This window comes from Kribbella turkmenica (assembly GCF_004348725.1).
In the GTDB taxonomy this organism is placed as follows: Bacteria; Actinomycetota; Actinomycetes; order Propionibacteriales; family Kribbellaceae; genus Kribbella; species Kribbella turkmenica.
The window spans coordinates 1-26,169 of record NZ_SMKR01000108.1; the positions used below are offsets into that span (position 1 = coordinate 1).

29 protein-coding genes are annotated in these 26,169 nt (G+C 70.0%); 17 read left to right on the forward strand and 12 right to left on the reverse strand.

Annotated elements, in window-relative coordinates; translation table 11 throughout:
• Positions 1-814, reverse strand: an 814-nt coding sequence (locus E1218_RS23055; protein WP_233712402.1) for a cytochrome c oxidase subunit I, incomplete at its 3' end; no start/stop codon positions are given.
• A gap of 185 nt (positions 815-999) precedes the next feature.
• Here E1218_RS23055 and E1218_RS23060 point away from each other — a divergent pair.
• Positions 1,000-1,680: a GAF and ANTAR domain-containing protein gene (locus E1218_RS23060; RefSeq protein WP_132323495.1), complete on the forward strand. Its 681-nt coding sequence runs from the start codon at positions 1,000-1,002 to the stop codon at positions 1,678-1,680.
• A 33-nt stretch (positions 1,681-1,713) separates the two neighbouring features.
• Here E1218_RS23060 and E1218_RS23065 read toward each other — a convergent pair whose 3' ends face one another.
• The 5 genes from E1218_RS23065 to E1218_RS23085 all read right to left on the reverse strand — a co-directional run bounded on the left by E1218_RS23065 (position 1,714) and on the right by E1218_RS23085 (position 4,187).
• Positions 1,714-2,145, reverse strand: a complete 432-nt coding sequence (locus E1218_RS23065) for a hypothetical protein (protein WP_132323497.1) — start codon at positions 2,143-2,145, stop codon at positions 1,714-1,716.
• Positions 2,146-2,269: 124 nt separating this feature from the next.
• The gene (locus E1218_RS23070) at positions 2,270-2,722 is read right to left on the reverse strand and encodes an SRPBCC domain-containing protein (protein WP_132323499.1); all 453 of its coding nucleotides are present in this window, start codon (positions 2,720-2,722) and stop codon (positions 2,270-2,272) included.
• Positions 2,723-2,743: 21 nt separating this feature from the next.
• Positions 2,744-3,274, reverse strand: coding sequence for a DUF5709 domain-containing protein (locus E1218_RS23075; protein ID WP_132323501.1), 531 nt, complete (start codon positions 3,272-3,274; stop codon positions 2,744-2,746).
• A gap of 50 nt (positions 3,275-3,324) precedes the next feature.
• Positions 3,325-3,528 carry a hypothetical protein gene (locus E1218_RS23080; protein ID WP_132323503.1) on the reverse strand — a complete coding sequence of 68 codons (204 nt, stop codon included), beginning with the start codon at positions 3,526-3,528 and terminating at the stop codon, positions 3,325-3,327.
• A 77-nt stretch (positions 3,529-3,605) separates the two neighbouring features.
• The gene (locus E1218_RS23085) at positions 3,606-4,187 is read right to left on the reverse strand and encodes a hypothetical protein (RefSeq protein WP_132323505.1); all 582 of its coding nucleotides are present in this window, start codon (positions 4,185-4,187) and stop codon (positions 3,606-3,608) included.
• Between the two features lie 135 nt (positions 4,188-4,322).
• On the opposite strand from E1218_RS23085, the gene E1218_RS23090 reads away from it, so the two are divergent.
• The gene (locus tag E1218_RS23090) at positions 4,323-4,895 is read left to right on the forward strand and encodes a TetR/AcrR family transcriptional regulator (protein WP_132323507.1); all 573 of its coding nucleotides are present in this window, start codon (positions 4,323-4,325) and stop codon (positions 4,893-4,895) included.
• 43 nt (positions 4,896-4,938) lie between these two features.
• On the opposite strand, the gene E1218_RS23095 is transcribed toward E1218_RS23090, so the two are convergent.
• Complete coding sequence (locus E1218_RS23095; protein ID WP_132323509.1) at positions 4,939-5,694, reverse strand: hypothetical protein; 756 nt, start codon at positions 5,692-5,694, stop codon at positions 4,939-4,941.
• A 290-nt stretch (positions 5,695-5,984) separates the two neighbouring features.
• Here E1218_RS23095 and E1218_RS23100 point away from each other — a divergent pair, with 290 nt between their 5' ends.
• The 3 genes from E1218_RS23100 to E1218_RS23110 all read left to right on the forward strand — a co-directional run bounded on the left by E1218_RS23100 (position 5,985) and on the right by E1218_RS23110 (position 10,243).
• Positions 5,985-9,233, forward strand: coding sequence for a BTAD domain-containing putative transcriptional regulator (locus E1218_RS23100; RefSeq protein ID WP_165949383.1), 3,249 nt, complete (start codon positions 5,985-5,987; stop codon positions 9,231-9,233).
• A gap of 77 nt (positions 9,234-9,310) precedes the next feature.
• Positions 9,311-9,724: a peptidoglycan-binding domain-containing protein gene (locus E1218_RS23105; protein ID WP_132323513.1), complete on the forward strand. Its 414-nt coding sequence runs from the start codon at positions 9,311-9,313 to the stop codon at positions 9,722-9,724.
• Positions 9,725-9,913: 189 nt separating this feature from the next.
• Positions 9,914-10,243: a substrate-binding domain-containing protein gene (locus E1218_RS23110; RefSeq protein ID WP_132323515.1), complete on the forward strand. Its 330-nt coding sequence runs from the start codon at positions 9,914-9,916 to the stop codon at positions 10,241-10,243.
• Positions 10,244-10,249: 6 nt separating this feature from the next.
• On the opposite strand, the gene E1218_RS23115 is transcribed toward E1218_RS23110, so the two are convergent.
• The 3 genes from E1218_RS23115 to E1218_RS23125 all read right to left on the reverse strand — a co-directional run bounded on the left by E1218_RS23115 (position 10,250) and on the right by E1218_RS23125 (position 12,561).
• Complete coding sequence (locus E1218_RS23115; RefSeq protein WP_325052857.1) at positions 10,250-11,299, reverse strand: NADPH:quinone reductase; 1,050 nt, start codon at positions 11,297-11,299, stop codon at positions 10,250-10,252.
• Positions 11,300-11,353: 54 nt separating this feature from the next.
• A complete protein-coding gene (locus tag E1218_RS23120; RefSeq protein WP_132323519.1) occupies positions 11,354-11,557 on the reverse strand; it encodes a hypothetical protein in 204 nt (67 codons plus the stop codon).
• Positions 11,558-11,718: 161 nt separating this feature from the next.
• Positions 11,719-12,561 carry an alpha/beta fold hydrolase gene (locus tag E1218_RS23125; RefSeq protein ID WP_132323521.1) on the reverse strand — a complete coding sequence of 281 codons (843 nt, stop codon included), beginning with the start codon at positions 12,559-12,561 and terminating at the stop codon, positions 11,719-11,721.
• Positions 12,562-12,900: 339 nt separating this feature from the next.
• Between E1218_RS23125 and E1218_RS23130 the strand changes: the two genes are divergently transcribed.
• From E1218_RS23130 to E1218_RS23180, 11 genes are all read left to right on the forward strand, one after another.
• Positions 12,901-13,905, forward strand: a complete 1,005-nt coding sequence (locus tag E1218_RS23130) for an aldo/keto reductase (RefSeq protein WP_132323523.1) — start codon at positions 12,901-12,903, stop codon at positions 13,903-13,905.
• 41 nt (positions 13,906-13,946) lie between these two features.
• A complete protein-coding gene (locus tag E1218_RS23135) occupies positions 13,947-14,387 on the forward strand; it encodes a PaaI family thioesterase (RefSeq protein WP_132323525.1) in 441 nt (146 codons plus the stop codon).
• 224 nt (positions 14,388-14,611) lie between these two features.
• Positions 14,612-16,135 carry a molybdopterin-dependent oxidoreductase gene (locus E1218_RS23140; RefSeq protein WP_132323527.1) on the forward strand — a complete coding sequence of 508 codons (1,524 nt, stop codon included), beginning with the start codon at positions 14,612-14,614 and terminating at the stop codon, positions 16,133-16,135.
• Between the two features lie 71 nt (positions 16,136-16,206).
• Entirely contained in the window at positions 16,207-16,854 is a 648-nt protein-coding gene (locus tag E1218_RS23145; protein ID WP_132323529.1) for a fasciclin domain-containing protein, read from the forward strand.
• Positions 16,855-16,856: 2 nt separating this feature from the next.
• Entirely contained in the window at positions 16,857-17,459 is a 603-nt protein-coding gene (locus E1218_RS23150) for a sigma-70 family RNA polymerase sigma factor (protein WP_132323531.1), read from the forward strand.
• Positions 17,460-17,464: 5 nt separating this feature from the next.
• Positions 17,465-18,181, forward strand: coding sequence for an anti-sigma factor (locus E1218_RS23155; RefSeq protein ID WP_132323533.1), 717 nt, complete (start codon positions 17,465-17,467; stop codon positions 18,179-18,181).
• A gap of 23 nt (positions 18,182-18,204) precedes the next feature.
• The gene (locus tag E1218_RS23160; RefSeq protein ID WP_132323534.1) at positions 18,205-19,212 is read left to right on the forward strand and encodes a zinc-binding dehydrogenase; all 1,008 of its coding nucleotides are present in this window, start codon (positions 18,205-18,207) and stop codon (positions 19,210-19,212) included.
• A gap of 141 nt (positions 19,213-19,353) precedes the next feature.
• Positions 19,354-20,748: a DHA2 family efflux MFS transporter permease subunit gene (locus E1218_RS23165; protein WP_233712403.1), complete on the forward strand. Its 1,395-nt coding sequence runs from the start codon at positions 19,354-19,356 to the stop codon at positions 20,746-20,748.
• Positions 20,745-21,692, forward strand: a complete 948-nt coding sequence (locus E1218_RS23170) for a sigma-70 family RNA polymerase sigma factor (protein ID WP_132323538.1) — start codon at positions 20,745-20,747, stop codon at positions 21,690-21,692. Before E1218_RS23165 ends, E1218_RS23170 begins: the two co-directional genes overlap by 4 nt.
• Before the next feature lie 13 nt (positions 21,693-21,705).
• Positions 21,706-22,464: an isocitrate lyase/PEP mutase family protein gene (locus E1218_RS23175; protein ID WP_132323540.1), complete on the forward strand. Its 759-nt coding sequence runs from the start codon at positions 21,706-21,708 to the stop codon at positions 22,462-22,464.
• A gap of 104 nt (positions 22,465-22,568) precedes the next feature.
• The gene (locus tag E1218_RS23180) at positions 22,569-22,772 is read left to right on the forward strand and encodes an antitoxin (protein WP_132323542.1); all 204 of its coding nucleotides are present in this window, start codon (positions 22,569-22,571) and stop codon (positions 22,770-22,772) included.
• 120 nt (positions 22,773-22,892) lie between these two features.
• Here E1218_RS23180 and E1218_RS23185 read toward each other — a convergent pair whose 3' ends face one another.
• Both E1218_RS23185 and E1218_RS23190 read right to left on the reverse strand, forming a co-directional pair.
• The gene (locus tag E1218_RS23185) at positions 22,893-23,843 is read right to left on the reverse strand and encodes a phosphotransferase enzyme family protein (RefSeq protein WP_165949385.1); all 951 of its coding nucleotides are present in this window, start codon (positions 23,841-23,843) and stop codon (positions 22,893-22,895) included.
• 50 nt (positions 23,844-23,893) lie between these two features.
• Positions 23,894-25,384, reverse strand: a complete 1,491-nt coding sequence (locus E1218_RS23190) for an FGGY-family carbohydrate kinase (protein ID WP_132323546.1) — start codon at positions 25,382-25,384, stop codon at positions 23,894-23,896.
• Positions 25,385-25,462: 78 nt separating this feature from the next.
• On the opposite strand from E1218_RS23190, the gene E1218_RS23195 reads away from it, so the two are divergent.
• Positions 25,463-26,107, forward strand: coding sequence for a helix-turn-helix domain-containing protein (locus E1218_RS23195; protein WP_165949386.1), 645 nt, complete (start codon positions 25,463-25,465; stop codon positions 26,105-26,107).
• The last annotated feature ends 62 nt before the right edge of the window (positions 26,108-26,169 follow it).

The window sequence follows — 26,169 nt, forward strand, 5'->3', positions numbered from 1 at the left end:
GCTTGCGGCTGAAGACCGGAAGGATCTCGGTGATGATGCCGAAGAACGGCAGCGCGATGATGTAGACCTCGGGATGGCCGAAGAACCAGAACAGGTGCTGCCACAACAGCGGCCCGCCGTTGGCCGCGTCGAAGACGTGCGCCCCGAGTGCTCGATCCGCCTCCAGCATCAGCAGCGCGCCGGCCAGGATCGGGAACGCGATCAGCACCAGGATCGACGTGACCAGGATGTTCCAGGTGAAGATCGGCATCCGGAACATCGTCATCCCCGGAGCCCGCATGGTGATGATCGTGGTGACGAAGTTGACCGCACCCAGGATCGTGCCCAGACCGGCCATCCACAGGCCCATGATCCACAGATCGGCGCCGACACCGGGCGACCTGGTGTCGTCGGACAGCGGCGTGTACGCCGTCCAGCCGAAGTCGGGAGCGCCTTCCGGGGTCAGGAAACCGGCCGACGCGATCAGCCCGCCGAACAGGAACAGCCAGTAGCTGAACATGTTGAGCCGCGGAAACGCGACGTCGGGGGCGCCGATCTGCACCGGCATGATCACGTTCGCGAAGCCGACGAACAGCGGCGTCGCGAACAGCAGCAGCATGATCGTGCCGTGCATGGTGAACATCTGGTTGTAGACCTCTTCGTTCACCATCTGCAGGCCCGGCGCCGCGAGCTCGGCGCGGATGACCAGCGCCATCACACCCGCGATCAGGAAGAACGCGAACGAGGTGGCCAGGTAGAGATAACCGATCAGCTTGTGATCCGTGGTGGTGAGGATCCGCACCGCCGCACGTCCGAGCGGCCGGCGAGCTGTCATCGCGGAGGTCTGTGCGGCGCGTCGATCGACCGTGACCATGAGCAGCCTCTCTGTCCGGGAAGTCCGGGCGCTGGTACCCACCCCGACCCGCCACATGCGCCCGGCCGGGATCCGGATCGGCCGGGCGCCCGCCCGTCCCACGTCCGGACCCGGGTGGGCTGCACGAGACTGGGTACCGAAGCGGCATGGACGACCAGAGACTTCTCGAGCTCATGCAAGGGATGTCGAGGTCGCTGACGCCGGGCGATCTCGACCACACGCTCAGCCGGATCACCCACGCGGCGGTCGAAGTGCTGCCGCAGGTCGAGTACGCCAGCATCACCGTCCTGCACGCCGACGGCAAACTCGAGACCGTCGCCCCCACCGACGACGTGCTCTGGAGCATCGACGCCACCCAGTACGAACTCCAGGAGGGACCCTGCTACGAGGCCGCCGCCGACACCGTGCACGTCGTGTCCCCCGACCTCGCGCACGACCGGCGCTTCCCCCGTTACGCCGCCACCGCCGACGCCGCCGGACTCAACGCCCAGGCGGGCATCCGCCTCTTCGACGCCCCCAGGTCCCGCGGCGCACTCAACCTCTACTCACCCCGGGTCGGCGCCTTCGCCGACCTCGGCGTCCTCGCGGCCCTGTTCCAGCACCAGTCCGCCATCGCCATCGACTACGCCCGGGAGATCCAGAACCTCCGCGACGCCGTCCGCACCCGCGGCATGATCGGCCAGGCCGTCGGCATCGTGATGGAGCGCTACCACCTCACCGACGACCGCGCCTTCGCGTTCCTCACCCGCCTGTCCCAGCACGGCAACCTCAAACTCCGCACCATCGCCGAACAACTCATCAGCACCACCAACGAACGCCAGAAGTAGCGCGCGGCACGGCCCACAGCAGGGACGGGACCTTCAGTTCATCATCGGATCCGGGAGCACCTCGATCAGGCCGCCGTGCACCTGACCGTCGGCGGCCTGGGAGAACAGGCGGTCGACCAGCCGTCCGTCCGGGCTGACCGGAACGGAGATGGCGGGCGAAACCAGGAGGAGCAGCGCACCGCCGGTCCGGCGGGTGATCGCACGCCACCGCGGCGAGACGTCCAGGGCGCAGAGCGGGTAGATGTCCTCCAGCTGCGACTGCAGCCTCGTCACGAGCGTGCCGACCGTGTAGATGATGAGACCTGACGCCCGCGCCCATGACCCGGTCGACAGTGCCTCGGGTGACAGTGGCGGGCAGCCGGCCGCGCGCAGCGGATCATCGGCCGGCGGTTGCACGATGAGGAAGGCGACGTCACCGGTTCCCGGGACGTATCCGATGGCTGTGCACCAACCCCATGAAGTCATGAGAACCCCCGGCTCGACACGAACGCGGTCGCTGGAAGAGCACACGGTGGCGGGCGCTCCTCAGCGGGCCAGGCCCCGCCGTACCCGCGCGCCGCCCCAGCAAACAGCACCGGCCGGGTTGACTTCAGGAGGCTGGGTGCTCGGCTCTGGGTCCTCGTTCGGCGTACGACGCGAGCTGGTCGAGCTGCGTGCTCCACCGCGACTCGTAGTCGGACGCGCGGCTGGTCGAGAGACCGCGATGCGTCAGCACGAGCTCACATCCCCGGGGAGACTCGACCACCTCGACCTGGAGTTTGGTCGGCGTACCGTGCGGCTCGTCCCAGGTCACCTGGTAGGTGTGCGGCGGTTGACAGACGAGCGTCATCCCGCTGACACCAGCCATCGGACCTGCCGTGATCTCGAACTGGCCGAAGTGGTCCTCGGTCAGCCGGACGTCCCCGAACCACAGCTCGAGGACGTCCGGCGTGGTCACCGCGCTCCAGAGCTCAGCCGGTCCGCAGGCGAGCGTGCGGGTGATTCGCAGTTCCGGCAGGCCGTCCGGGCCGATCGTGTGCTCGCCGCTTCGCGTCGTGCTCATGGCCAACTCCTTCTCGAGCGGTTACTCGTCGAGGTGCATCGCTGCTTCTTCGGCCGACAGACCGCCGCCTGATGCGCCGGTGTCAGCGGCGACCTCCGTGCCTTCCTCATCCGGATGAGCGCCCTCGTCGGGTCGCAACAGCCGGCCGGCCGAGCCGTCGTCGGCACCGCTCGAGGACTCGTCGCTGTCGACGAGTTCATCGGCAGGGAGCTCCGTCGGGTCGTCGGTGGCCGGGAGCTGTTCAGCGGCGGTGATTCCGGTGCTGCCGGGATCGTCGTCCGGGCTGCCGTTCGCGGCCCCGGTGTCCGGCGTGACGTCGGGCTCCTCGCGGTCGAGGCGGTCGTCCAGTGGTTCCGGCGTTCGGGCCTCGGCCGGTGTGGTGCCGTAGTCCAGCGACGCCATCGGCCGGTCGGCCGGCAGTGCCGCCGGATCCGGTCCGTCCGCGATCCGTGCGGAGTCCACGTCGTCGTACGCGCTGGAGTCGTCGTCAGCGGTGCCGGGCAAGCCCTCACGCTCGGGATCACTGACCGGCCTGGTCTGCGGGTCGTCCATCTCGACTTCCTTCCGTGGTGAGTTCCGTGAGCCGCCGGTCCGCAGGCTCCCTACTGCTCCTCCCCCGGAGGCAGCACGGCGTCGCCGTCGGAGTCCTGGTCGACCCGGGCGGTCTCGCCGGCGGAGTCGACGACCTCGGTCTCCGACGGGTCGGCCGACACCCGGACGCTGTCGTCGAGCGAGTTGACCGCCAGCGCGCTCGGATCGACGTCGTCGACCGTCGGGCGGTAGTCGTCCTGGTCAGGTTGGCTCATCACTGTCCTACCTTTCTCGCGGTCCTTGCCGGGTGCCCGAGTGTTCCGGCGGGAAACGTGCGACGGGTCGGCTCAGGTCACCTCGCCTCGGCAGGGCGGCGGTGCAGGCGGATCGCCGAGACCAGGAAGAAGATGCCGCCCAGCGTCGCGTACCCGGCGAGATTGGTGAGCGACGCACGCTCCCCGCCTGCCTGCAGAACGAAGGTGATGCCGGCGACAGTGGAGATTCCGCCGCTGAGGATCATCGCCCACTGGCCCCCGAGCGAGTACCGCAGGATCGCGACAGTCAACTGCACGATGCCCGCGGTGATCGCCCAGGCACCCCACACCCGCAGAACGCTCGGGATGCCTGAGGTGACGGCAACGGCCAGGCCGATGGCGGTGAGCAGGCTGAGCGCCATGTTGACGTACAGCGGCACTCGCGGTCGCGCGGCGCCAGAGGTACGGACGTCGATCACCGCCGCGGCGACGTCGAAGAGTGGATAGATCACCAGCAGGGCCGTGCTGACCGGGTTCACCGTCGGTGCTGAGATCGCGAGCAGGCCCGCCCAGAGAACGGCGAAGGCGGCGCGGACGGAGTACAGGTTCCGCAGACCCCTGGTCTGTCCGGCTGCGGCGGTCACAGTGCCGAGGTGCCCGGCCTGGATCGAACTCGACATCACAGTCCTCTTTTCGATGCTTCATAGGTAGACAGAACGATCGGTCTACCCAAGAGTGCGGCCCGACGACGGAGCTGTCAAGACAGATCGTTCTATCTGCTACCGTTGGCGCCAGGTTCTCGAAGGGACGGACGGATGTCGGAAGCGCGAACGCGGTTGCTGAGCACGGCCGGCGCCCTGTTCTACTCCGATGGCCTCCACGCCGTCGGCATCGACCGGATCATCGCCGCCGCACCGGTGACGCGCGCCACGCTGTACCGGCACTTTCCGAGCAAGGACGATCTCGTCGTCGCGTACCTGACCCAGGCCGACGACGCGATCCGCGAACGAACGACCGCCGCGCGGACGCCGGACGCGTCCCCCGACGAGATCATCCGGACGGTCGCGCAGTCGATCGCCGACGACATCCAGCGTCCCGGTTTCCGGGGTTGTGCGTTCCTGAACGCCGCCGCCGAGTACCCGGACGCCGCCCATCCGGTCCATCAGGCGGTCCGCAAGCACCGGGACTGGTTTCTGGCCACGATCACCGAACTCTTCGCCGGGACCGGCAAACCCGATCCGGAGCCCGCCGCCCGGCACTTCGTCATGTTGCGGGACGGCGCGATGGCGGCCGGTTGCCTGTCCGACCCGGACGCCGTCCGCGAGACGTTCCTACGGGGGATCGAGGGACTCCTCACGTACCGGTCGCACCAGCAGCGAGAGGTCTAGGCACGGTTCGACCAGCGAACATTGTTGCCGCCGCCACCCCTGTTCACTTGCCGAAGGCAGTCAGTCGTTCCTGTTGCGCGTCGCGGCGGCGCCGGGCCGCCGCCGCGGATCGCTCGGCGCGGGTGAGGGCGCGTTCCAGTTTCCTGGTCTGACTTTGAGCGGTGCCCAATTCGCGGCGGGCCTGATCGAGTTCGTTGAGGAGTCGTTCGACAGCGGTCTGCATGTCGGCGATGTGGTGCTCGTTGGCGTCCAGTTCTGCCTCGGCGGTACGGCGGCGGTTCTCGGCTTCGACGTACTCGGTCTCGATCTCCTGCAGGCGATCTTGCAACTCGGCGCGTTGCCGTTCCAACGCTCGTTTCCGGACGTCTTCACGGGCGGCCGCGTGGTCGGTCGTCGGCTTCCTGCGAGCCGGTTCGGTGGGGCGCCTCGTCGACTGCGGTCGCGCGGTCACTGGTTCGCCGCTCTCGTCGACCACGCCGAAGCCGATGTGGCGCAAGGCGCTGGTCAGCTGCCCGCTGCGCAGGAGCCGGGCGGCACTTGGATCAACCAGCGCCGCGTCCAGGGTCTCTGCCAACCGCTCGGCCACGGTGGGCGTGAGCACGCGTCCCGTCGTCGCCGCCTCGGCCCGGGCGGTCGCGACCAGGCGCTTCACCAGCTCATGGCGACGTGGCGTGAGACGCCGCAACTGTGCGCCGTCCCCGGCGAGGACGACTGCGCGCAGTTCGTCCCCGAACTCGGTCAGTTCGGCGATCTGGTCCGGGGCCGCCCTGACCAGTTGATTCGCCAGCCAGGCCGCCACGGTCGGCTTCCGCAGCGCCTTGACTGCCGCACTCTCCGCGACGTCCCCGGCCTGTCTGAGTTCGGTGGCCATCCGGTTGCGCGCTGTGGTGAATTGCTCCGGCGGCAGTCCGTACAGCCGCACCACCGCCTCGACGTCCACCTCCCCAGAGTGAGCCAACCGGTTGCCTCAGGCAACTCAGCCGACTCTTCCACGCGTTCAGATTCGGCGATACCCGGCGCTTGGTGCCGATGGCAACGGGACGGCGGGTGCGTACCCGGTCACCCCTCGCAGTACGTAGGATGCCGTCCGTGCCCGGAAGTCCGCAGAAGGACCGACGCTTCGGTGAGTTGCTGCGGACCCTGCGCCGAAACGGCGGCATGACGCAACGAGAACTAGCGAACCGGGCCGGCCTCAGTGCCGGGGCGATCCGCGACCTGGAGCAGGGCCGGACCCGCAGCCCCAAGCCGGAGACCATCGAAGCGATCGCCCAGGCTCTCGGGTTGAGCCGGCGACGGGCCGGGACGCTGCACGGCGCCGCCGATGTGAGCCGGACCGTGGCGGTGGTAGCCCGCAACCACGCCTCGAATCCGGAGACACCGGGACCGGTACGCATCGGCGTGCTCGGTCCGCTCGAGGTCCGGCGCGGCGAGGTTCCGGTGCCTGTCAACTCCGCTCCGCAACGGGCGTTGCTTGCTCGCCTCGCCCTGGCCGCGGGTACGCCGGTCAGCCGGGACGCACTCATCGAGCTCCTCTGGCCGCGCGACGTACCGCGGAACGCGACGAATCTGCTGCACACCCGGATTGCCAGGCTGCGAAGGCTGCTGGAGGTCGGCACGCCCGATCCGGTGATCGTCGGCGGTCGCAGCGGCTACCGGCTGGCCCTGCGCAGGTCTCAACTCGACCTGCTGACCTTCCGCGACCTCACCGATCAGGCGGCGGGGGCGGATCCGGAGGCGGCCTTCGCGAAGCTCTCGGTGGCAGTGGCGTTGTGGCGCGGCGAGACGGACGTCGACGCGCTGGCGTCCGACCCGCTGTACCTGGCGGTCTCGAACGAGTACACGGCCGCCGTCCGGACGTTCGCTGCGCTGTCACGCGACCTCGGCGAGCCGGAGCAGGCACTCCGGCCACTGCGAGACCTCGCCACCCGGAACGCACTGGACGAGCCGCTGCAGACCGAGCTCATCCAGACGCTGGCGGAGGCCGGCCGGCAGGCCGAGGCGCTCGCCGCCTACGACGGGATCCGGTCCGCGCTCGCCGAGCAGCTCGGCATCGACCCGGGCGAACGGCTCCGTGCTGTCCACCTGGAAGTTCTCCGGCAGCAGACCGGATCGCCGGCCCAACCGGACCAGCGAGCTGTCGTGCAGCAGACTCCGTCCGCACCGCCGGACTTCGTCGGCCGCGCGGACGAACTGGCGACGATACGTACCGCGCTCCGCCGGCCTGGCGCGCTCTCCTCCCGTGTCGTCCTGATCAACGGCATCGCCGGAGTGGGCAAGACCGCCTTGGCACTGACCGCCGCTCACCGACTCCGCACGGAGTACCCGGACGGGCAGTTGTACGCCGACCTGCGCGGCGGCGGCGCGACGACCCCTGAGCCGCTCCAGGTGCTCAGCCGCTTTCTCCGTGCGCTCGGCGTACCGGGCCGGCGGATCGGCACCGACGAGACCGAAGCGGCCGCACTGCTGCGAAGCGAGCTCGCGGACCGCCGGATGCTGGTGGTGCTCGACAACGCCCGAGAGACGGCCCAGATTCGGCCGCTGCTGCCCGGTGCCGGGCGCAGCGACGTGATCGTGACCAGTCGTCGGCGCCTGTCGGACCTGGCCACGGCAGGGGTCGTGAACCTCGAGCCGCTCCCGCGGAACGACGCGATCGAGCTGATCGCCGCCACCGCGGGAACGCAGCGGCCGGATCCCGACGCCGCGGGCGCTCTCGCCGAGGCGTGTGCCCGGCTCCCGCTCGCGCTGCGCATCGCCAGCGCCCGCCTCGCCACTCGGCGCGAATGGACGATCGCCGACCTGGCCCGTCGGCTCGAGGACGGCAACCGGCGGCTCACCGAGCTCAGCCTGGGCGAATCCAGCGTGCTCAACAGTTTCCGACTCGGCTATGCCGACCTGAGTGACGACGCCCAGCGCGCCTTCCGGCTGTGCAGCCTGCACCCAGGCGACGACTTCAGTGCCGAGAGCACGGGGATTCTGCTCGGGGTCCCGGCGGCCGCCGCAGATCGTCTCCTGGAGGACCTCCTCGAGGCGAACATGCTTCTGCAGCACACCAGGAACCGCTATCGGTTCCACGACCTCCTCGGCCTCTACGCCGGCCGGCTGGTCGCGGAGGACGCTGAACGCGAGAGCGCGCGGCACCGGCTGCGATCCTGGTACGCCGACACAGTGACGGGCGCGATCGACTCGGTGTATCCGCATCTCGTGCGACTCGGGAAGCGTGCCGGGCCGCTCGGTTCGTTCCTTTCGGACCGCCAGGCGCTCGCCTGGCTCGACGACGAACTGTCCGCGCTCCAAGCGATCGTCGCGGACACGGCGCTGTCCGGCGACCGATCCCTGTCCTGGCGGATCGCGGACCAGCTCCGGGGGTACTTCCTGATCCGGCGCGACGTCGACGGCTGGTTGCCGACGGCACGCTCCGGTCTGGCGGCCGCGTCGGCGGCCGCCGACGACACCGCGAAGGTGGCGATGCTGATCAATCGCGGCCAGGCTCTGGGGGCGGTCGGACGGGACGAGGACGCGTTGGCCGACGGCCTCGCCGGGCACGCCCTGGCGGTCGCCGTCGGCTGGACGACAGCCGCTGCCTACCTGGCCCACCAGGTCGGCTGGCTCCAACTGGAGCGGGGCGAACTCGTCGACGCGGACCTGTGGGTCCGCCGGGCCCTCGAACTGTCCCAGGACGACCGGGACGGTCACGTACGCGCCGTCGTGCTCAACAGTCTCGGGATGACGCGCCTGTACCAGGGCGAACTGCAGGAGGCAGCGGACCTGTTCGCCTCGGCATCGCGGATCAACCCGACCGGCCAGCGTAATTCCACGCTCTCTATCCGCGGCAACCTGGCGAGTGCCCTGCGGCAGTTGGGCGCGACGGACCGGGCCTCCGCGCTGCTCTGCGAAGTACTGGAGGGTTACCGGCGCCGCTCGTACCTTCGCGGCGAACTGTCCACGCTGGACGAGCTGGCGCGGTTGTCCGGCCAGCGCGGAGACGGGGCCGCGGCGCTGCGGACGGCGTTGCGTGCCCACCACCTCGCGCTCATCGTGCGTGACCGCAAGGCCCAGGCCCAGACCGCCTCGACCGTCGCGCAGGCCCACCTCACGCTCGGCGACGTCCCTGTCGCCACCGAGTGGATCGAGGACTGCCTCGCGATTGCTCGCGGTACCTATCCGTACCTCGAGACCGAGGCCTTGCTCGCGTTGTCCACAGCACGCCGCGCCACCGGCGACGAGACCGCCGCAACCGCCGCGGCTGCCCAGGCTGCGGCGATAGCCAGAGCCTGTGGGTTCCGCCTCCTCGAGCTACGGGCGCAGTACGGGCAGCGTGGCAACAGTCACGACGCCTAGCCTCGGTCCCGCCCGATCGACGTCGCGAGCTCTTCAGGCGGTCGTCGATCCAGAAGGCTCATCTGAGAGGAACCCCCATGCGTCAGAAGCTCGTCAGCGTCCTGATGGCGACGACCGTCCTGTTCGGTGGATCCGTCGTCGCCGGTCAGGCGTCGGCCGCCACCGCACCCTGCCGACAGAACGTCTACGGTCCGGGCGGCACCGGCACCTGTGTCAAGGCCATCCAGAGTATCGCCAACGTGCTGTCCATCAGCAACGCCGCCCGTCGCGAGGCCGGGCCGATCGCCATCGACAGCGTCTACGGCGACCAGACGAAGAACGCCATCATCAAGATCCAGCGTGCCGCCCGTGCCGCGGACCACCCGAACACCAAGGTCGACGGCTGGGTCGGCCCCCAGACCTGGACGGTTCTGTGCCACTACGGCGCGTTCTGGGGCAGCGACACCAGGGCCAGGGACGCCTACCACTGGGCCAAGTCCTACGCCTGCTGACCGACCGCCGGTCCGTGTCCTCCTCAGCGGGTCAAAAGTATCGCCACCTTGGGGAGGACCTCAGGTTCAGGGCGATCCCGCCGATCTGGCTGAAGATGCCGATCCGCGGGTCGACGGCCGGGTCCAGGATCCGTCGTGCGGCCCAGTCCGCCTTCTTGACACCGGTACAGCCGGGAGACGGGCGCGAAGATGGCCGGGCAGCTGCTGCCCCGGATCGGCGAGATCGACGCCGCCGTCTGCGCGAGCGACGTGCTGGCAAGCGGCGCCATCCGCACCTTCACCGAATACCACGTCCGCGTCCCCGACGACGTGGCCGTGATCGGCTGGGACAACATCGTCGACGGCCGCTACCTCACCCCGAGCCTCAGCAGCGTCGCCACCGACATGGACCTCCTCGCGGACAAGATTTTCGAGGCCCTCATCAGCAGGTTCCAGAGCAACCGCGACCCGGCCCGGGTCTACACCGTCCCCCACGAGCCGATCGTCCGGGAGTCGAGCCGCCCGGCGAAGGACGGCTAGGTGAGCTCAGCCCTCGGCGACCGTGATGAGCACCTTGCCGACGGTTCCGGCCTCGACCGCGGCGTGGGCGTCGCCGGTGTCCTCGAGGTGATAGCGGTGCAACGGAAGACCGGCGTCCTCGCCGGCGCGGAAGGCGCCGTCCTCGATCGCGCGGTTGATGTCGGCCGCTGCGGCCGCGATCCGGTCCCAGCCGAGCGTGTAGAGCAGGACGAACTGGTAGCGGGCGTTCAGACCCATGTTCCGCCGTACGTCGAGGTCGAGCGGCGTACCGCCGTCGTTGGCGTAGACGGAGATCGTGCCGCGCGGGCGGAGTACGCCGAGGTCGAGCTCGGAGTTGGCGCCCGCGGCGACCTCGACGACCAGATCGACGCCGTCGGGGGCGATTCGTCTGACCTGGTCGGCCGCGTCCCCGTCCGTGTAGTTGACGACGTGGTGTGCGCCGGCGGCCGTCGCGAGCGTGGCCTTCGCTTCGCGGCTGACGGTGGCGATCACGGTCGCGCCCGCCCAGCGGGCCAGCTGGATCGCCGCGTTGCCGACCGCACCCGCGCCGCCTGCGACGAGAACGGTCTGGCCGGAGAAAGCTTCCGGCTCCAGCCGTGACGGCCCGTCGTCGCCGACCGTCAGCGCCCGATGTGCGGTGACGGCCGGGATGCCGACACTCGCGCCCAGCTCGAAGTCCGCACCCGCCGGCAGCGGGAACACGCGCGCGGCGGGGACGACGGTGAACTCCTGAGCAGTGCCCGAACCGGGCCGGCCGTCGCCCGCCAGCGTCACCCAGACGCGATCGCCGACGTCCAGATGGTCCACACCGGGGCCCGCCGCGTCAATCACCCCGGCCCCGTCGTGATTGGGCACCGTAGCCTCCACCGGCCCACCACCGAACGCCCCGCTCCGCGTCTTCCAGTCGGTCGGATTCACCCCCGACACCACCACCCGAATCCGCACCTCACCCGGCCCCGGCTCACTCACCGCCCTCTCCACCAACCCCAGCACCGAAGGATCCCCGGCCCGCGCGTACGTCATCGCTCTCATGCCCCTATTTGAGCACCCGCGCATCGACCCACGAGGACAGCAGATCCGGCGGCTGGGCGAAGCCGCCGGATCAGGCGGTCAGCAACTGCCGATGTCGTGGGTGTGCAGAGCCACGAGGTGGCCCTCGCCGTCGAAGTCGGCGTAGATCTCCGTGAGCACGTGGTTGTGGCAGACATCCCCGAGGTGCACGCCCCCGATGCCACCCTGGTCGTTCGCCATCATCGGAAACCGCAACTTCGGCCGCTCCTGGTTCGGCGCCTGCTCGGCGTACGCGCTGTCCATGGTCTTCCCCTTCCTGTGGAACCGACATGACCACGGTCCCCCGCACCCTTCAGCCAGCCTTGAACCCGTCATACGTGACTGCCTCGGGAGCACGTCGTTCCGCCGGAAGTCCTTCGCGCCGGTCCCCGGAGATTCTGCCGATCGGACCAACTGGCGCTGAGTCAGGACGTGTGGCGCAACAGCGCGTCCACGACCGTCGGCCAGGTCACGCGCGGCACGCCCTGACCGACGCCGGGCAGCGTAAGCAGCGTGGCGCCGGGGATCTCGTTGGCGAGCGCGACCCCGTTCCCGTACGGGAAGAACGGATCCTCGTCCCCGTGCACCACGAGAGTCGGGACCGCCAGCTTGCCGAGCCGCTTGCGCCAGCGCGGCCGGCAGTCGACGGCCGCGAAGATGCTGCCCACGTGGCTCGCGCGCTGCGCCTTCGCCGTCCGGCCGGCCCGGTCGAAGATCGCACCGGCCGTCGCCCGTACGTCGTCCTCGTCGAATCCCCGCGTGCCTGCCAGCAGCCGCGCCGACCCGGTCATGTAGTCGACCACACTGTCGCGATCGGTCCAGTCCGGCTGCGGGCGCCCGAACACCTGCTTCATCACGTCCGGCTGGTGATCGGGCAGGTCGGCGTCGACGCGGCCGGGTGCGACCGGACGGGTCGAGATCAGCGTCAGCGACGCGACCTGGCCGGGATGGTCGAGCACGAGCAGTTGGGCGACGAAGCCGCCGACGCCCATGCCGACCACGTGCGTCCGGCCCAGCCTCAGCGCCGTCAGCAACTCGGACGCGTCGGTCACCAGGTCGCGCAGGTCGTACCCGGGCGCGTCCGGGTCGACGTACGTCGAGCGCCCGGTGTCCCGCAGGTCGTAGCGGATGACGTACCGTCCCGCCAGCGCCGCGCACAGCTCGTCCGGCCAGCTCAGCATGGTGATGCCGATCAGCAGCACCGGCGGATCGGCGGGGTTTCCGAAGGTCTCCACGGACAACTCGACACCATTGACCTCGATCTGCATCCGTCCTGCTCCTTCCGTTCACTGTCTCCTGCCAACCGACGAACAGCGCAGGCCGGAACGGACAACGGAGGGAAGGACGGTTCGACAGCGGGTCCGACCCGCCCCGTCGCCAGCTGAGAAGAGACGGAAGATCGTCGTGCCAGGCCGCGCCCGTCGAGGCGCTTCCGCGCCGGTCAGAGGAGGCTGACGAGCGCGACCCCACTGGACGACCTGGCTCGGCGGGCGAATCCAGCAGTTGATACGTCGTACGCATGAAGTGCCGTGAGTATCGGCATTGGACGAATAAACGACGCCGTCCGTACCTTTGCGACCAGAGAACAGAGTCGTGAGGAGAAGCGCATGCGGAAGATCCCGCTGGGCCGGACCGGCGACCAGGTCAGCCAGTTGGCGCTGGGAGCGATGTTGATGGGTACGTCGACCGACGAGCCGACGTCGGTCGGGATGCTCGAACGCTACTTGGACGCGGGCGGTTCGTTCATCGACACCGCCGACTGCTACGCGTGGTGGCCCGGCCCGGACAACACCGGCGGCGAGAGCGAGGCACTCCTCGGACGCTGGCTGGCGAAGACCGGCAAGCGGGACGAGATCTTCCTCGCCACCAAGGGCAGCGCCTGGGTGCGTGACCCGGAGCCGATCCGGTCGGGCGACGGCAGCTGGGAGACGATGGCCGCGCAGTGGGTCGGCGCCGGCGGTGACACGCTGCGGCGCGCGATCGACGACAGCCTGCGCCGGCTCGGAACCGACCACGTCGATCTGTACTACGTCCACGTCGATGACCGGTCGACTCGGCTCGAGGAGACCCTGGGAGCGCTCGCCGAGATCGTTTCCGCCGGCAAGGCGCGGTACATCGGCTGGTCGAACGTGCGGACCTGGCGGCTCGAACGCGTCCGCGCGCTGGCGGAGAAGAACGGCTGGCCGGCGCCGGTCGCCGTTCAGGAGGAGCACTCCTACCTGCGCCCCAAGGCCGGCGCCGACACGCTGTCGATCGTCGACGACGAGCTGACCGACTACCTGCGCGCCAACGACGACCTGACCCTGGTCGCGTACTCCCCGATCCTCAAGGGCATCTACGACGACCCGGCGAAGCGCGACGGCCACCAGGTCATGCGGTGGTACGCCGGCCCGGACGCCGACGCCCGGCTCGCCGTACTCACCGAGGTCGCGGCGGAGCTGGACGTCACGCCGAACCAGCTCGTCATCAGCTGGCTCCTGCACCGGACCGATCCCGAGCTGGTCACGCTGATCGGCCCGCGGACGCCGGAGCAGCTGGAGACCGCCCTGGCCGCGAGCGACATCAAGCTGCCCGCGGAGCAGCTCGACCGGCTGGACACGGCCGGCGCCTGACGACCGCTGCTGCGACCGGGTAATGGGTACAGTCGCTTGCCATGGAGGCGGCGACACCTGAGGTGCAGGCCCGGGTCCGGGACAGTTTCGAGCGGCAGGGGCTGATGCACCACCTCGGTGCACGGCTCGCGGAGATCGCGCCCGGGCGCGTGCACATCGTCCTGCCGTGCCGGCCGGAGGTGACACAGCAGCACGGGTACTTCCACGCCGGTGCGACCAGTGCGATCGCGGACAGCGCCGGCGGCTATGCGGCGTACACGCTGTTCCCGGAGGACAGCTCGGTGCTGACGGTCGAGTACAAGATCAACCTGCTGGCGCCGGCCGAGGGCGATCACCTCGAGGCGATCGGCACCGTGCTGCGCTCCGGCCGCACGTTGACCGTGTGCCGCCTCGAGGTCTACGGGGTCCAGGGCGCGAACAGGTCGCTGGTCGCCTCCGGCCAGCAGACCCTGATCTGCGTGGACAAGCGCCCGGAGCGCTGACGGCGGACCGGGCCGCCGACTGGGATCAGGGTTCGACATCGTCGGCGAGCAGGATGCGGATCATCCGACCGCCTCCAACGGCACCATCGGGCGCACCGACGCACCGCCCAGCTTTCCCGGCCCGACCTCGAGCGCACCGCCGATCAGCAGCGCGCTCGCGCGGACTTTCGGTCTGTCTGGGGTCCAGCACCCATCCGTGGCGCCGTCGGAACCGAACCACTGCCATGCGCGACAAGTGGAGTCAGCACACAACCGCGGCCGCCGGCGGCGTCATCGCGGCCGGCGCGGCACTGTCGATCGGGTACCTGGTGGCAGCGGTGACCGGCGGACCGTGGCCGGTCGATGCGGTCGGGGTGCAGGTGATCGACTGGGCGCCCGGACCGGTGAAGGACTTCGCCGTCCGGGAGCTGGGTACGGCGGACCGTCCGCTGCTCAGGCTGGGGATCTGCGTGGTCCTGGCGCTGGTGGCCGCGGCCGCCGGCGTGGTCGGCCGCCGCCGGCCTCCGGTCGCGATCGGCATCGCCTTCCTGCTCGGCCTGACCGGGCTGGTGTTCGCCGGCTTCGGCCGTTCGGCGGCTACGGGGGTCGAACGGCTGCTGCCGGCCATCGCCACTCTGGTGGCCGCGGTGGTCGCGATGGCACTGGTCGTCCGCGCGCGGACGCCGCAGGCGGAGCAGCCCGACGGCTTCGACCGGCGCCGGTTCCTGCTCACCGTCTCCGCGCTGGCCGTGGTGGGCACCGGCGCGTTCGCGACCACCCGGATCGCAACCTTCGGCACCGGTGAGGCGGCGCGCGCCAAGGTCCGCGTGCCCCGCCCGGCCGACGCCGCGCGCCCGGTCCCGGCCGGCGCGCAGGTCGACGTCCCCGGGGTGAGCCGGTTCGTCACCCCGAACAGCAAGTTCTACCGCGTCGACACGTTGCTCGAGGTGCCCCGGATCGATCCGGCGGACTGGGAGCTGCGGATTCACGGGATGGTCGGCAAGGAGCTCCGGCTGTCGCTCGCCGACCTGCTCGACCGCCGCCTGATCGAGCGCGACATCACGCTGACCTGCGTGTCGAACGAGGTCGGCGGCCCGTACGTCGGCAACGCCCGCTGGATCGGCGTCCCGGTCGCCGACGTGCTGGCCGAGGCCGGCGTCCGGAACGGGGCCGACGCGGTGAAGTCCACGAGCATCGACGGTCTCACCATCGGTACGCCGCTGAGCGCGCTCACCGACGGCCGGGACGCGATCTTCGCGGTCGCGATGAACGGCGAACCGCTGCCGTTCGACCACGGCTTCCCGGTCCGGATGGTGGTGCCCGGGCTGTACGGCTACGTGTCCGCGACCAAGTGGATCGTCGACTTCGAGGTGACCCGGTTCCAGGACTTCAGCGCGTACTGGACCGATCGCGGCTGGGCGGTCGAGGCACCGATCAAGACGGCGTCGCGGATCGACGTACCGAAGGGGTTCGCGACCGTCAAGGCCGGTCCGGCGATCGCAGCCGGCGTGGCCTGGGCCCAGCACCGCGGCATCGCCAAGGTCGAGGTCCGGGTCGACGACGGCCCCTGGCAGCCCGCCGTCCTGGCCGCCGAGGACACGATCGACACCTGGCGTCAGTGGAGATTCCGGTGGACCGCCACTCCCGGTACGCACAAGCTCACCGTCCGGGCCACCGATGCCGACGGCAACGTTCAGACGGCGGCCCCGGCCCCACCGCGGCCGAACGGGTCGTCCGGCCTGCACAACACCGTCGTGATGGTCGAGTGACCCGACCCATCCGGCGGTGCCGCCGCACCGAAGTACCTGTGTCAGCAACTCCTTCGAGAAAGAGAACCGTCATGCGTAAGCACCTCGGCATCGCCCTGTCCGCCTTGGCCCTCGCCTTTGCCACGACCGCCTGCGGCAGCGACGACGACTCCGGCGCGGCCGGCGCGCCCGCCAACCAGAACACCAGCCCGAGCACGAGCGCGACACCGTCGACGGACATGGCCGCCGGCCTGGTCGGTCCCGGCTGCGCCGACTACGCGAAGGCCAACCCGAGCGGGGCCGGCTCGATCGACGGCATGGCCGCCGCCCCGCTGGCCACCGCGGCCTCCGGCAACCCGCTGCTGACGACGCTGGTCTCCGCGGTGTCGGGCAAGCTGAACCCGAAGGTGGACCTGGTGTCCACGCTGAACGGCGGCGAGTTCACGGTGTTCGCCCCGGTCGACGCGGCGTTCGCGAAGATCCCGGCCGCCACCGTCAACACGCTCAAGACCGACGACGCCCTGCTCAGCAAGATCCTGACCTACCACGTGGTGCCCGGTCAGCTCGACCCGATGGCCGTTGTAGGCAAGCATGTGACTGTGGAGAAGCAGGAAGTCACGGTCACCGGCTCGGGTGACAGCCTCAAGGTCAACGACGCCGCGGTCATCTGCGGTGGCGTGAAGACCGCGAACGCCACGGTCTACCTGATCGACTCGGTCCTGATGCCGCCGGCTGCCTGATCATGCCCGACCCCTTTCCGCTGCCTTGGCCGGCCGGGTCCAGCACCCGGCCGGGCGAGGTCAGTGACGGCGACCTGCTGCTCCGGACCGCTCGGGGTGACCGGGCGGCGTTCAGCACGCTGTACGACCGGGTCGCCCCCTGGGTGTTCGGCCTGGTACGGCGGGTCCTGCGCAACCCGGCGCAGTCCGAGGAAGTGACCCAGGAAGTGATGCTCGACGTGTGGCGGACGGCGACCAGGTACGACGCCGCCCGCGGCTCGGCGCAGTCGTGGATCCTTACCATCGCCCACCGCCGGGCCGTCGACCGGGTCCGGTCCGAGCAGGCAGCGGCCGACCGGACCGAACTGGTCGGCGCCCGCTCGGCCGAGGTGGACTTCGACCAGGTCGCCGACACCGTCACCACCCGGCTCGAGGTGGAGCAGGTACGCCGGTGCCTCGACACCCTGACCGACCTGCAGCGCGAGTCGATCCAGCTGGCGTACTACGGGGGCTACACCTATCCCGAGGTGGCCCAGCGACTCGATGCGAAACTGCCGACCATCAAGGCGAGAATGCGCGACGGGCTGATCCGCCTCCGCGACTGCCTCGGAACCAGCAAGGGGTGACCGCCATGACCGAATCCGACGTGCACACCCTCACCGGCCCGTTCGTCCTGGACGCACTGCCCGCGGACGAGCGAGCCCGTTTCGAGCAGCACCTGACCGAGTGCGCCTTCTGCACCACCGAGGTCGCCGAGCTCCGTGAGGCGGCGGTCAGACTGGCCACCCAGGTCGCGGCTCCCCCGCCTCCGGCGCTCAAGGCCGACGTGATGTCCGCGATCGAGCAGATCCGCCAGGTACCGCCGCTCGTCCCGGGCGGCAGGAACGAGCTGGCCCGGCGTCGCCTGGGCCGCCGGTCGGTGCTCGCGCTCGCCGCCGCGGCACTCGCGGTCGCAACCACCGGCGGGATCGCGATCGACCAGTACCGCGACAAGCAGGCGGCGGTCCAGGCCAACGAGCGCGTCGCCGCCGTACTCGCTGAACCTGACGCGCGGACTGTCCACGGTCCGGTCAACGGTGGCGGTCAGGCCACAGTCGTGGTGTCCGCACGCGCCGACCGGGCGGTCGTCGTACTGCGGGATCTGCCGGAGCTCCCCGCCGACCGCACCTGGCAGCTGTGGCTGATCGACCCGAACCGGACCGCGCACTCCGTCGGCCTGGCCGGCGGTGACCTGACCACGGTCGTCAACGGCTCGACCGGCAAGATCGCCTTCGGTCTCACCATCGAACCCGACGGCGGCTCCCCCGCCCCGACCCTGCCGGCGGCGGCGATGATCCCGATGACCTGACCCGTTCCACCGTGAGGAGACCCATGAGGGCTGTCGTCATCCAGGGCAAGCTCGAGCTCGTCGAGACGGAGCTCCCCACACCTGACCCGCAGCCTGACCAGGTGCGCCTGCGGATGGCGTACGGCGGTATCTGCGGCTCGGACCTGCACTACTACAGCGAGGGCGCGAACGGCGAGTACGTCGTCCGCGAACCGCTGGTTCCGGGTCACGAGCTCTCCGGCACGGTCGACCTCGATCGGTCCGGTGAGCTGGCGCCCGGGACACCGGTGACCATTCACCCGGCCACGTTCGGCACGGTCGAACGGGGCATCGAGGACCGCCCACACCTGTGGCCGAACGGCGCCTACCTCGGCAGCGCCTCCACCTGGCCGCACACTCAGGGCGGGATGAGCGAGTTCCTGCTGGTGCGGAGAAGCATGCTCCGTATCCTCCCCGCGACGTTGCCGTTGCGGCGCGCGGCGCTGGCCGAGCCGCTTGCGGTCGGCCTGCACGGCATCACCATCGCCGGGGGTGTGCAGGGCAAGCGGGTGCTCGTGTCCGGGGCGGGCGCGATCGGGCTACTGACCGCCGCGGCCGCGCTGGCCCTCGGGGCGACCGAAGTCGTCTCGACCGACGTCCTTCCGGGACCGCTGCAGCGTGCTCGGGATCTCGGCGTGCACGACACCGTCCTGATCGGTGGGCAGGACGTCCGGTCCGGACACTTCGACGTCGTCCTCGAGTGCACCGGGGTGCCGGCGGCCATCACCGGCGCGCTCGACGCGGCCCGGCGCGCGGCTGTGGTCGTACTCGTCGGGATCCCCCCGAACGAGCCCCGCCCGGTCAACCTGTCACCGCTGATCTCCCGGGAGCTTCAGCTCCGGGGCACGATGCGGTTCAACGAGGAGATCGACCGCGCTGTCGAGCTCCTCGACAGCCATCCACACCTCGACCGCGTCATCACCCACGAGTTCCCGGCCGACCGGGTGACCGAGGCCTTCACCACCGCCCGGGACTCGAACATCTCCGGCAAGGTTGTCATCTCGCTCTGGTGACGGCCGCGGCGAGCAGGACGGCGGCGACACCGGCCGTCAGGTCCGGCCGTGGGCGGGTCGGATCAGACCGGCTGAGAATTACCGCTCATCGCAGCGATGAGTTCTGGTCTCGCCCGCGGTCTACATCAGGTGAGATCCGATGTGCGAAGTACACGTGAGCAACGGTGGGTGCTGGGGCTGGCCTCGGTGGGCTCGGTCATGGTCGCGCTGGACGTCCTGGTCGTGGCCGCGGCGCTGACCACGATCCGGGCGGGCCTCGGCGCCTCGCCCGCCCAACTCGAATGGACGGTGAACGCCTACGGGCTGAGTTTCGCGATGCTGCTGATGACGGCCGCCGCGATCGGTGACCGCTGGGGACGGCGCCGGACGTATGTGGGCGGACTGTTGATCTTCACGCTCGCGTCCGGGGCGTGCGCGCTGGCGACCTCGCTGCCGTGGCTGATCGCGGCGCGGGCCGTGCAGGGGGTCGGTGCCGCGGTGGTGATGCCACTGGCCATGGGACTCCTGGGAGCGGCCTTCCCGCCCGAACGGCGAGGACGGGCGATCGGCGTCTTCAGCGGAGTGACCGGCATCGCGGTCCTGGGCGGTCCGATGATCGGCGGTGCGGTGACCGAAGGACTCGCCTGGCAGTGGATCTTCTGGATCAACGTCCCGGTCGGCCTGATCGCGATTCCACTGGTACTGCGGAACGTCCGCGAGAGCACAGGCCCGTCCCGGCGGCTCGACCTGGCCGGGGCCGTCGTCGTCAGCCTCGCTGTGCTCGGCCTGGTCTGGGGCATCGTCAACGGCGAGAGCGCCGGCTGGACGAGCGCCGAGGTCCTCGGCTCGTTCGCGGCCGGTGTCGTCCTGCTCGTCGCTTTCGGCGCCTGGGAGGGACGCTCGGCGCACCCGATGATCCCGCTCGGATTCTTCCGCGACCGGACGTTCACGGCAGCGAACGCGGCCGGCTTCTTCCTCAGTGGCGCCCTTTTCAGCGCCGTGTTCTTCCTGTCCCAGTACATGCAGGCCATGCTCGGCTCGGCGCCGTTCGCGGCCGGTCTGCAACTGTTGCCGTGGACGGCCACGCTCTTCCTGGTCGGGCCGGTCGCCGGCCGGCTCGTCGATCGGGTCGGCGAGCGCCCGCTGGTGGTGATCGGACTGGCGTTCCAGGCCGTCGGCATGTTCTGGGTCGCCGGGTCGGCCGGGAACAGCGGGCAGTACCACGCTCTCGTCGTACCACTTGTGGTCACCGGGTGCGGCGTCTCGCTCGCGATGCCGGCGGCGCAGAGTGCAGCAATGGGCGCCCTGCCGCGCGAGGCGGTCGGGATCGCGTCCGGCGTCTACAGCATGACCCGGCAACTCGGTGGCGCGGCCGGGGTCGCCGGTCTCGGGTCGGTGTTCGTGTCGGCGGGCGGGTACGGCGGTGACGGGTTCACCCGGGCCCTCGCGGGATGCGGCGTACTGTCGTTGCTCGGCGCGCTGGCAGGTCTCGGTATCACCGCCCGGCGCCGTACCGGCGGGGCTGTCGTGCCCAGGGCGATGGAGGAGGTGCGATGAACCTCGAGGAGGAGTTCGCGCAGCACCGGGCGGGTCTGGTCGCGCACTGCTACCGGATGCTCGGGTCGCTGCACGACGCCGAGGACGCGGTGCAGGACACGTACCTGCGGGCCTGGCGCGGGCAGGCGGGGTTCGAACAGCGCTCGTCGGTGAAGACCTGGCTCTACCGGATCGCCACCAACGTCTGCCTGACCCTCCTGCAGCACAGCAGCCGGCGGATGGTCCCGTCCGCGCTCGGTGCCCCAGGCAACGATCCGGACGAGCTCCAACCGCAGGCGCTCGAGGTGACCTGGCTGGAGCCGTTCCCGGACCAGTTGCTCGGCGCGGACCCGGCCGCGGTCGTCGGTGACCGGCAGAGCCTGCGGCTGGCGATGGTCGCCGCGATGCAGCACCTCCCGCCGCGGCAGCGCGCCGTACTGATCCTGCGCGAGGTGCTCACCTGGCCGGCCGCCGAGGTCGCCAGTCTTCTCGACACCACGACGACGGCCGTCAACAGCTCGCTGCAGCGTGCCCGCGCCGAGCTAGCGCGGCTGCGGCCGGCCGAGGACGAACTCAGCGAACCGGACGAGCCGGTCCGGCGACACCTGCTCGACCAGTTCTCGATCGCGTTCGAGACGAGGGATCTCGCCGTCCTGGAGGGCCTGCTCACCGCGGACACCCGGTGGGAGATGCCGCCGATCCCGACCTGGTTCAACGGGCGGACCGACGTACTGCGGCTGCTCGACTCCAAACTCAGCGTCGGCACGGACCAGCGGGTCCTGGTCGAGACGTCTGCCAACGGGCAGCCGGCGTTCGCCCTCTACATCCGCGGGCGGGACGGGCAGTTCCATGCTCATTCGCTGAAGGTGCTCACGCTGACCAAGGCCGGGATCTCGGCCGTGCTCGCCTTCCACCAGCCCACGCTCTTCCCGGCGTTCGGGCTGCCCCTCGTTCACTCTCGTTGAGACGGAGCATTCGATGTCATTGGCAACCACCCTCCGGGACCTGCACGTGCCCGGCACTCCTCTCGTCCTGCCGAACGCGTGGGACGTGGCCTCGGCCCGGATGGTCGAGCAGGCCGGCTTCCCCGCGATCGCGACCAAAAGCAGCTTCGCCACCGCCACGATCCTCGGGTACGACGACGGCGAACAGGCGCCCGTGGACGAAGTCCTGGCCGCGGCCACCCGGATCGCCCGCTCGGTGTCCGTCCCGGTCACCGTGGACTTCGAGCGCGGCTACCGGTTCCCGCCGGCCGAACTGGTCGAGCGCTTCACCGCGACCGGCGCCGTCGGCCTCAACCTCGAGGACTCCGACCCGTCGACCGGCACCCTGGTCGATCCGTCCGAACAGGCGGACTTCCTGGCCGCGGTCCGCGCCGCCGCCGGCGCCGGTTTGGTGATCAACGCCCGGGTCGACACGTTCATCCGCCCCGCGGGCTCGCCCGGCGAGCAACTCCGGGCCGCCATCGACCGGGCTGCCCGCTATCTCGCAGCCGGCGCCGACTGCGTGTACCCGATCGGGACCGGCGATCCGGACGTGGTCCAGACCCTGGTCGAGGAAATCCCCGGCCCGGTCAACGTCAGCTACGGCCAGGGCGACCGGTCGGTTGCCGAGCTCACCGGTCTCGGCGTCGCCCGGATCACCTTCGGGCCGATGCTCCAGCGGCACACCTACCTCCGCCTGGCCGGAAGTATCCTCCCGGCCCTCGGCTCCGGCGGGAACCCGTTCACCGGCTGACGCTCATGTCAGGACAAGACAACGGCGAGGCGTGTGGAATCGGCGCGATCGGGTACGTCCGGATAGGTAGTCCATAGCAACCATCGACAGAACGGGGAAGCACGATGGGTATGTTCGACAACCTGAAGAACAAGGCCACCGACGCCGTCGACGAGCACGGCGACAAGGTCAACGAGGGTATGGACAAGGCCGGCGACTTCGCCGACGAGAAGACCGGCGGCGAGCACGGTGACAAGATCGACAAGGGCACCGACTTCGCCAAGGACCGTCTCGACGGCCTCGACGGCCAGGACGACGACATCCAGTAGTCGCCACCACGCTCCACCGGAGGAGCGGCCGCTCCCCGCGGCCGCTCCTCCGCGCGTAACGCCCGGGCGCACGTCGTGCATCCTCGCAGCCCGCTCCGCGCGCTCCTACGTCACGTGCTGTCACGGGCAGCCCCGCCACTGCCCGAGCCGATCGAATGACTCTCGAAGCTGCTCAATGACCTCATCGCGAGTGCCCATCCAGCGCGGCGCCGGCATGCGGTCCAGCAGTACCAGCACTCGTTCGTAGATGCGCTGCAGCTCAGCGCGAGCTACGCCGAGATACAGATCCTCTCCAGCCCACCTGACGTCGCCACCCGCCCCGACGTAAGCCTCCAACGTCCGGCCGCCGAACATCTCCGCGATCCGCCCAGCCTCCATCGCCGCACTGTCCGACCGCACACTGTCCCAATCGATCAGCACCGGACCGTTCGCGGTCATCAGAATGTTGTGCGACTTGAAATCCCCGTGCGTCATCACGCGATCCGGCGCGACCTCGCCCAGCTGCTCGATCCGCGCGGTCAACTCGACGATCCGCGGCAACCGTTCCCACGCCACCTCCGACCACGGCTCTCCTCGCCGGCGCGCCTCGGTGAACCACTCGTCCCAGTCGGCCCGCGGTCTGAGCGCCGTACGCCACCAATCCGGCAGGCCAACCTCACCGACCGGTTGCAGCTGGTGCACGATCGCCATCGTCCGGCCGAGCCATTCGGTGATGTCGTCCTCGGGTCGGACCGTCCGCCCCTCGATCCAGTCGTACACACGGAACAGCCGATCGTGGATCCGCGTCACCCACCCGAGCTCCGGCTCGACCGGCGGCACCGGGTCCGCGAGGTCGACGCCGGCCGCCATCGCCCGCTGCTCGAACGGCATGGCCACCGCCAACTGCTCGACCAGGCCGCCCGACGTGAATTGACCACCGGTGGTAGGCCAGTAGCCCTTGACGAAATACCGGCCGGACGTCGTCTCGAGTCGCCACGTGTCGGTGTCGCCGCGCCGGATCAGAAGGAGTCCACCGACCGGCTTGCCGAGATCGAAGGCGGCGGCGACGACTTGCGCGGTCGGTATGTACACGCTGCACTCCCCGGTAGACCGGCCACCCACCGTAGCTGTCCCCAGAACCATCACTCCGGCTCGCCGCCGGAGTGCGCCGAGCGCGCCAGCCGATGCACTAACGGACGAGTCACCGGATACAGCTCGGTGAAGGTCCGGAACAACGTCGAGTACGCCGGCTCCGTCGACCGATCCGGCTGTACCACGTGGTCCAGCTGAGCCCAGTCGGTCTCCGGCGGCACGAGTCCCACGCCGATCGCCGCCAGCAGCGCATCGCCGTACGACGCCCCGATCGTCCGCGCCGGAACCTGCTGCTCCAGCCCGCACACGTCACTGACGATCTGCGTCCACAGCCCACCCTGCGTACCGCCGCCCACCGCGACGATCCGCGCCGGCCGCCCGGCCGCCTCCTCGAACGCGCCGACGATCTGCTTCACCCCACAGGCGATCCCTTCGTACGCCGCTCGCAGCAAATGCGCGCGTCCGTGCCGCAGAGTCAGTCCTGCGATCACGCCACGCGCCAACGGGTCGTAAATCGGAGTCCGCTCACCACTGAAGTACGGCAGCATCACCAGACCCTCACTCCCGGCAGGCACCGCGGCAGCCTCTGCAACGAGCGTCTCGAACGGCACGCCACCGGTCAGGTCCTGCAGCCAGGTTGTGATGGTGCCGGAGGTCGCCATACCGGCGGCGAGTGTGTGCGACGCCGGCTCGACACCAACTGTCGTCCACAGCCCACGGACACTCGTCGGTTCGGCCAGAACCTGCACGAAGAACATCGTGGAGCCGTACATCAGCATCAGGTCGCCAGGACGTCGTACGCCGACACTGAACGCTTCGGCCCACGCGTCGACCGTCCCTGCCACGACCGGCGTTCCCTCAGCCAGCCCGGTGGCCACGGCCGCCGCACCGTGGACGACTCCCACCTGCTCCGACGGCCAGACCAGCCTGGGCAGGGCGAGCCCGGGAAGCACCTGCTCGACCCAGTCGGTCGCCCAGTCCTGCGCGTGGACGTCGTAGAACGGATCGCACTGACTGGCCGTGTGGTGGTCGAGGATCCACTCGCCCGTCAACCGCGCAACGACGTACGAATGCGCACTGAACCACCGATCCCGCGGTCGCCAGTCCCGGCCGGCATTCCGCCGCAACCACGCCAGCTTGGGCCCGATCGCTTGGCTGGACAGGTCTTTCCCACACCGGTCGAGGATCGCGTCCGCACCGAGTTGTTCGGTGATCTCGCTGATCTCGCGCGTCGCCCGGGTGTCCACGCCGTACAGAACCGCGGGCCGCCGCGGGCGCAAGTCCTCGTCCGTCTGCACGACACACGGGCCGAGCCCTGACACACAGACCGCCACGACCTCTTCACCCGTGGCCGTCAGCTCCCGCAGTACGTCGGCGACGTCGTCCCACCAATCCCGCTCGGCGTCCATCTCCACCCACCCGGGCCGAGGCAGCGCCGCCACATGATCCCGCCGGGCAGCCGCGACCACAGTCCCGTCAAGCGCAACCAGAACCCCCTTCGTACTCCCGGTCCCGATGTCCACACCCACCACATGGCTCATCCCGCCACCTTCCGCCGTGGGGCCGCCGACCGCAAATCCGGTCAAGCGCGATACCCCCGGGCGCGGGACGATGGGGTGATGGGGACGGATGTGTTCGGCGAGTTCCTCGGGGCGCTGACCGGGGCGCTCGACGACGTCGGCGTGGATGGCGAGGAACTTGCGCGGCGGGTTGGTTCGTCGCGATTCCAGCTGGACCGGCTGGTGGCGGCCGCGGCTGGTGAGCCGCCCGCGCGGTTGCGGCGGCGGGTGTTGCGCGAGCGGACGGCGTACCGGTTGCTCACGACAACCTCATCCATCCTCGACACCGCGGTCGAGGCTGGGTACGGGTCGCACGAGTCGTTCACGCGCGCGTTCAGCCGGGCGTACGGCCGAGCACCCGCTGCGTGGCGGCGGCAACCGTCGCGGATCCCACTCGGTGCGCCCGGCAACGTTCATTTCCATCCGCCGGCCGGGATCCGCGCGCCGGCGAGGGAGAAGGTGAGACCGATGGATGTGCTGACGCGGATGGTGGAGCACCACGTGTGGCTGGCCGGCGAACTGATGACACGAGCCGCCACTCTCCCTGACGAGCGCCTCGACGCACCGATCGAACTGTCTGTCGAAGGTGTCGGCGACAATCCGACCGTACGGCGACTGCTCGCGCGCCCGCACGCTGCTGACCGGAGCACTGGCCGACGAGGGCTTCACCGACCTCGACAAGCGGCGACCCCATCCGCTGGTTGAGCAACCGATAGACCATCCGCTCGTGGGCAAGCACATCCCGTGGTGGGTGCACACATGAAATA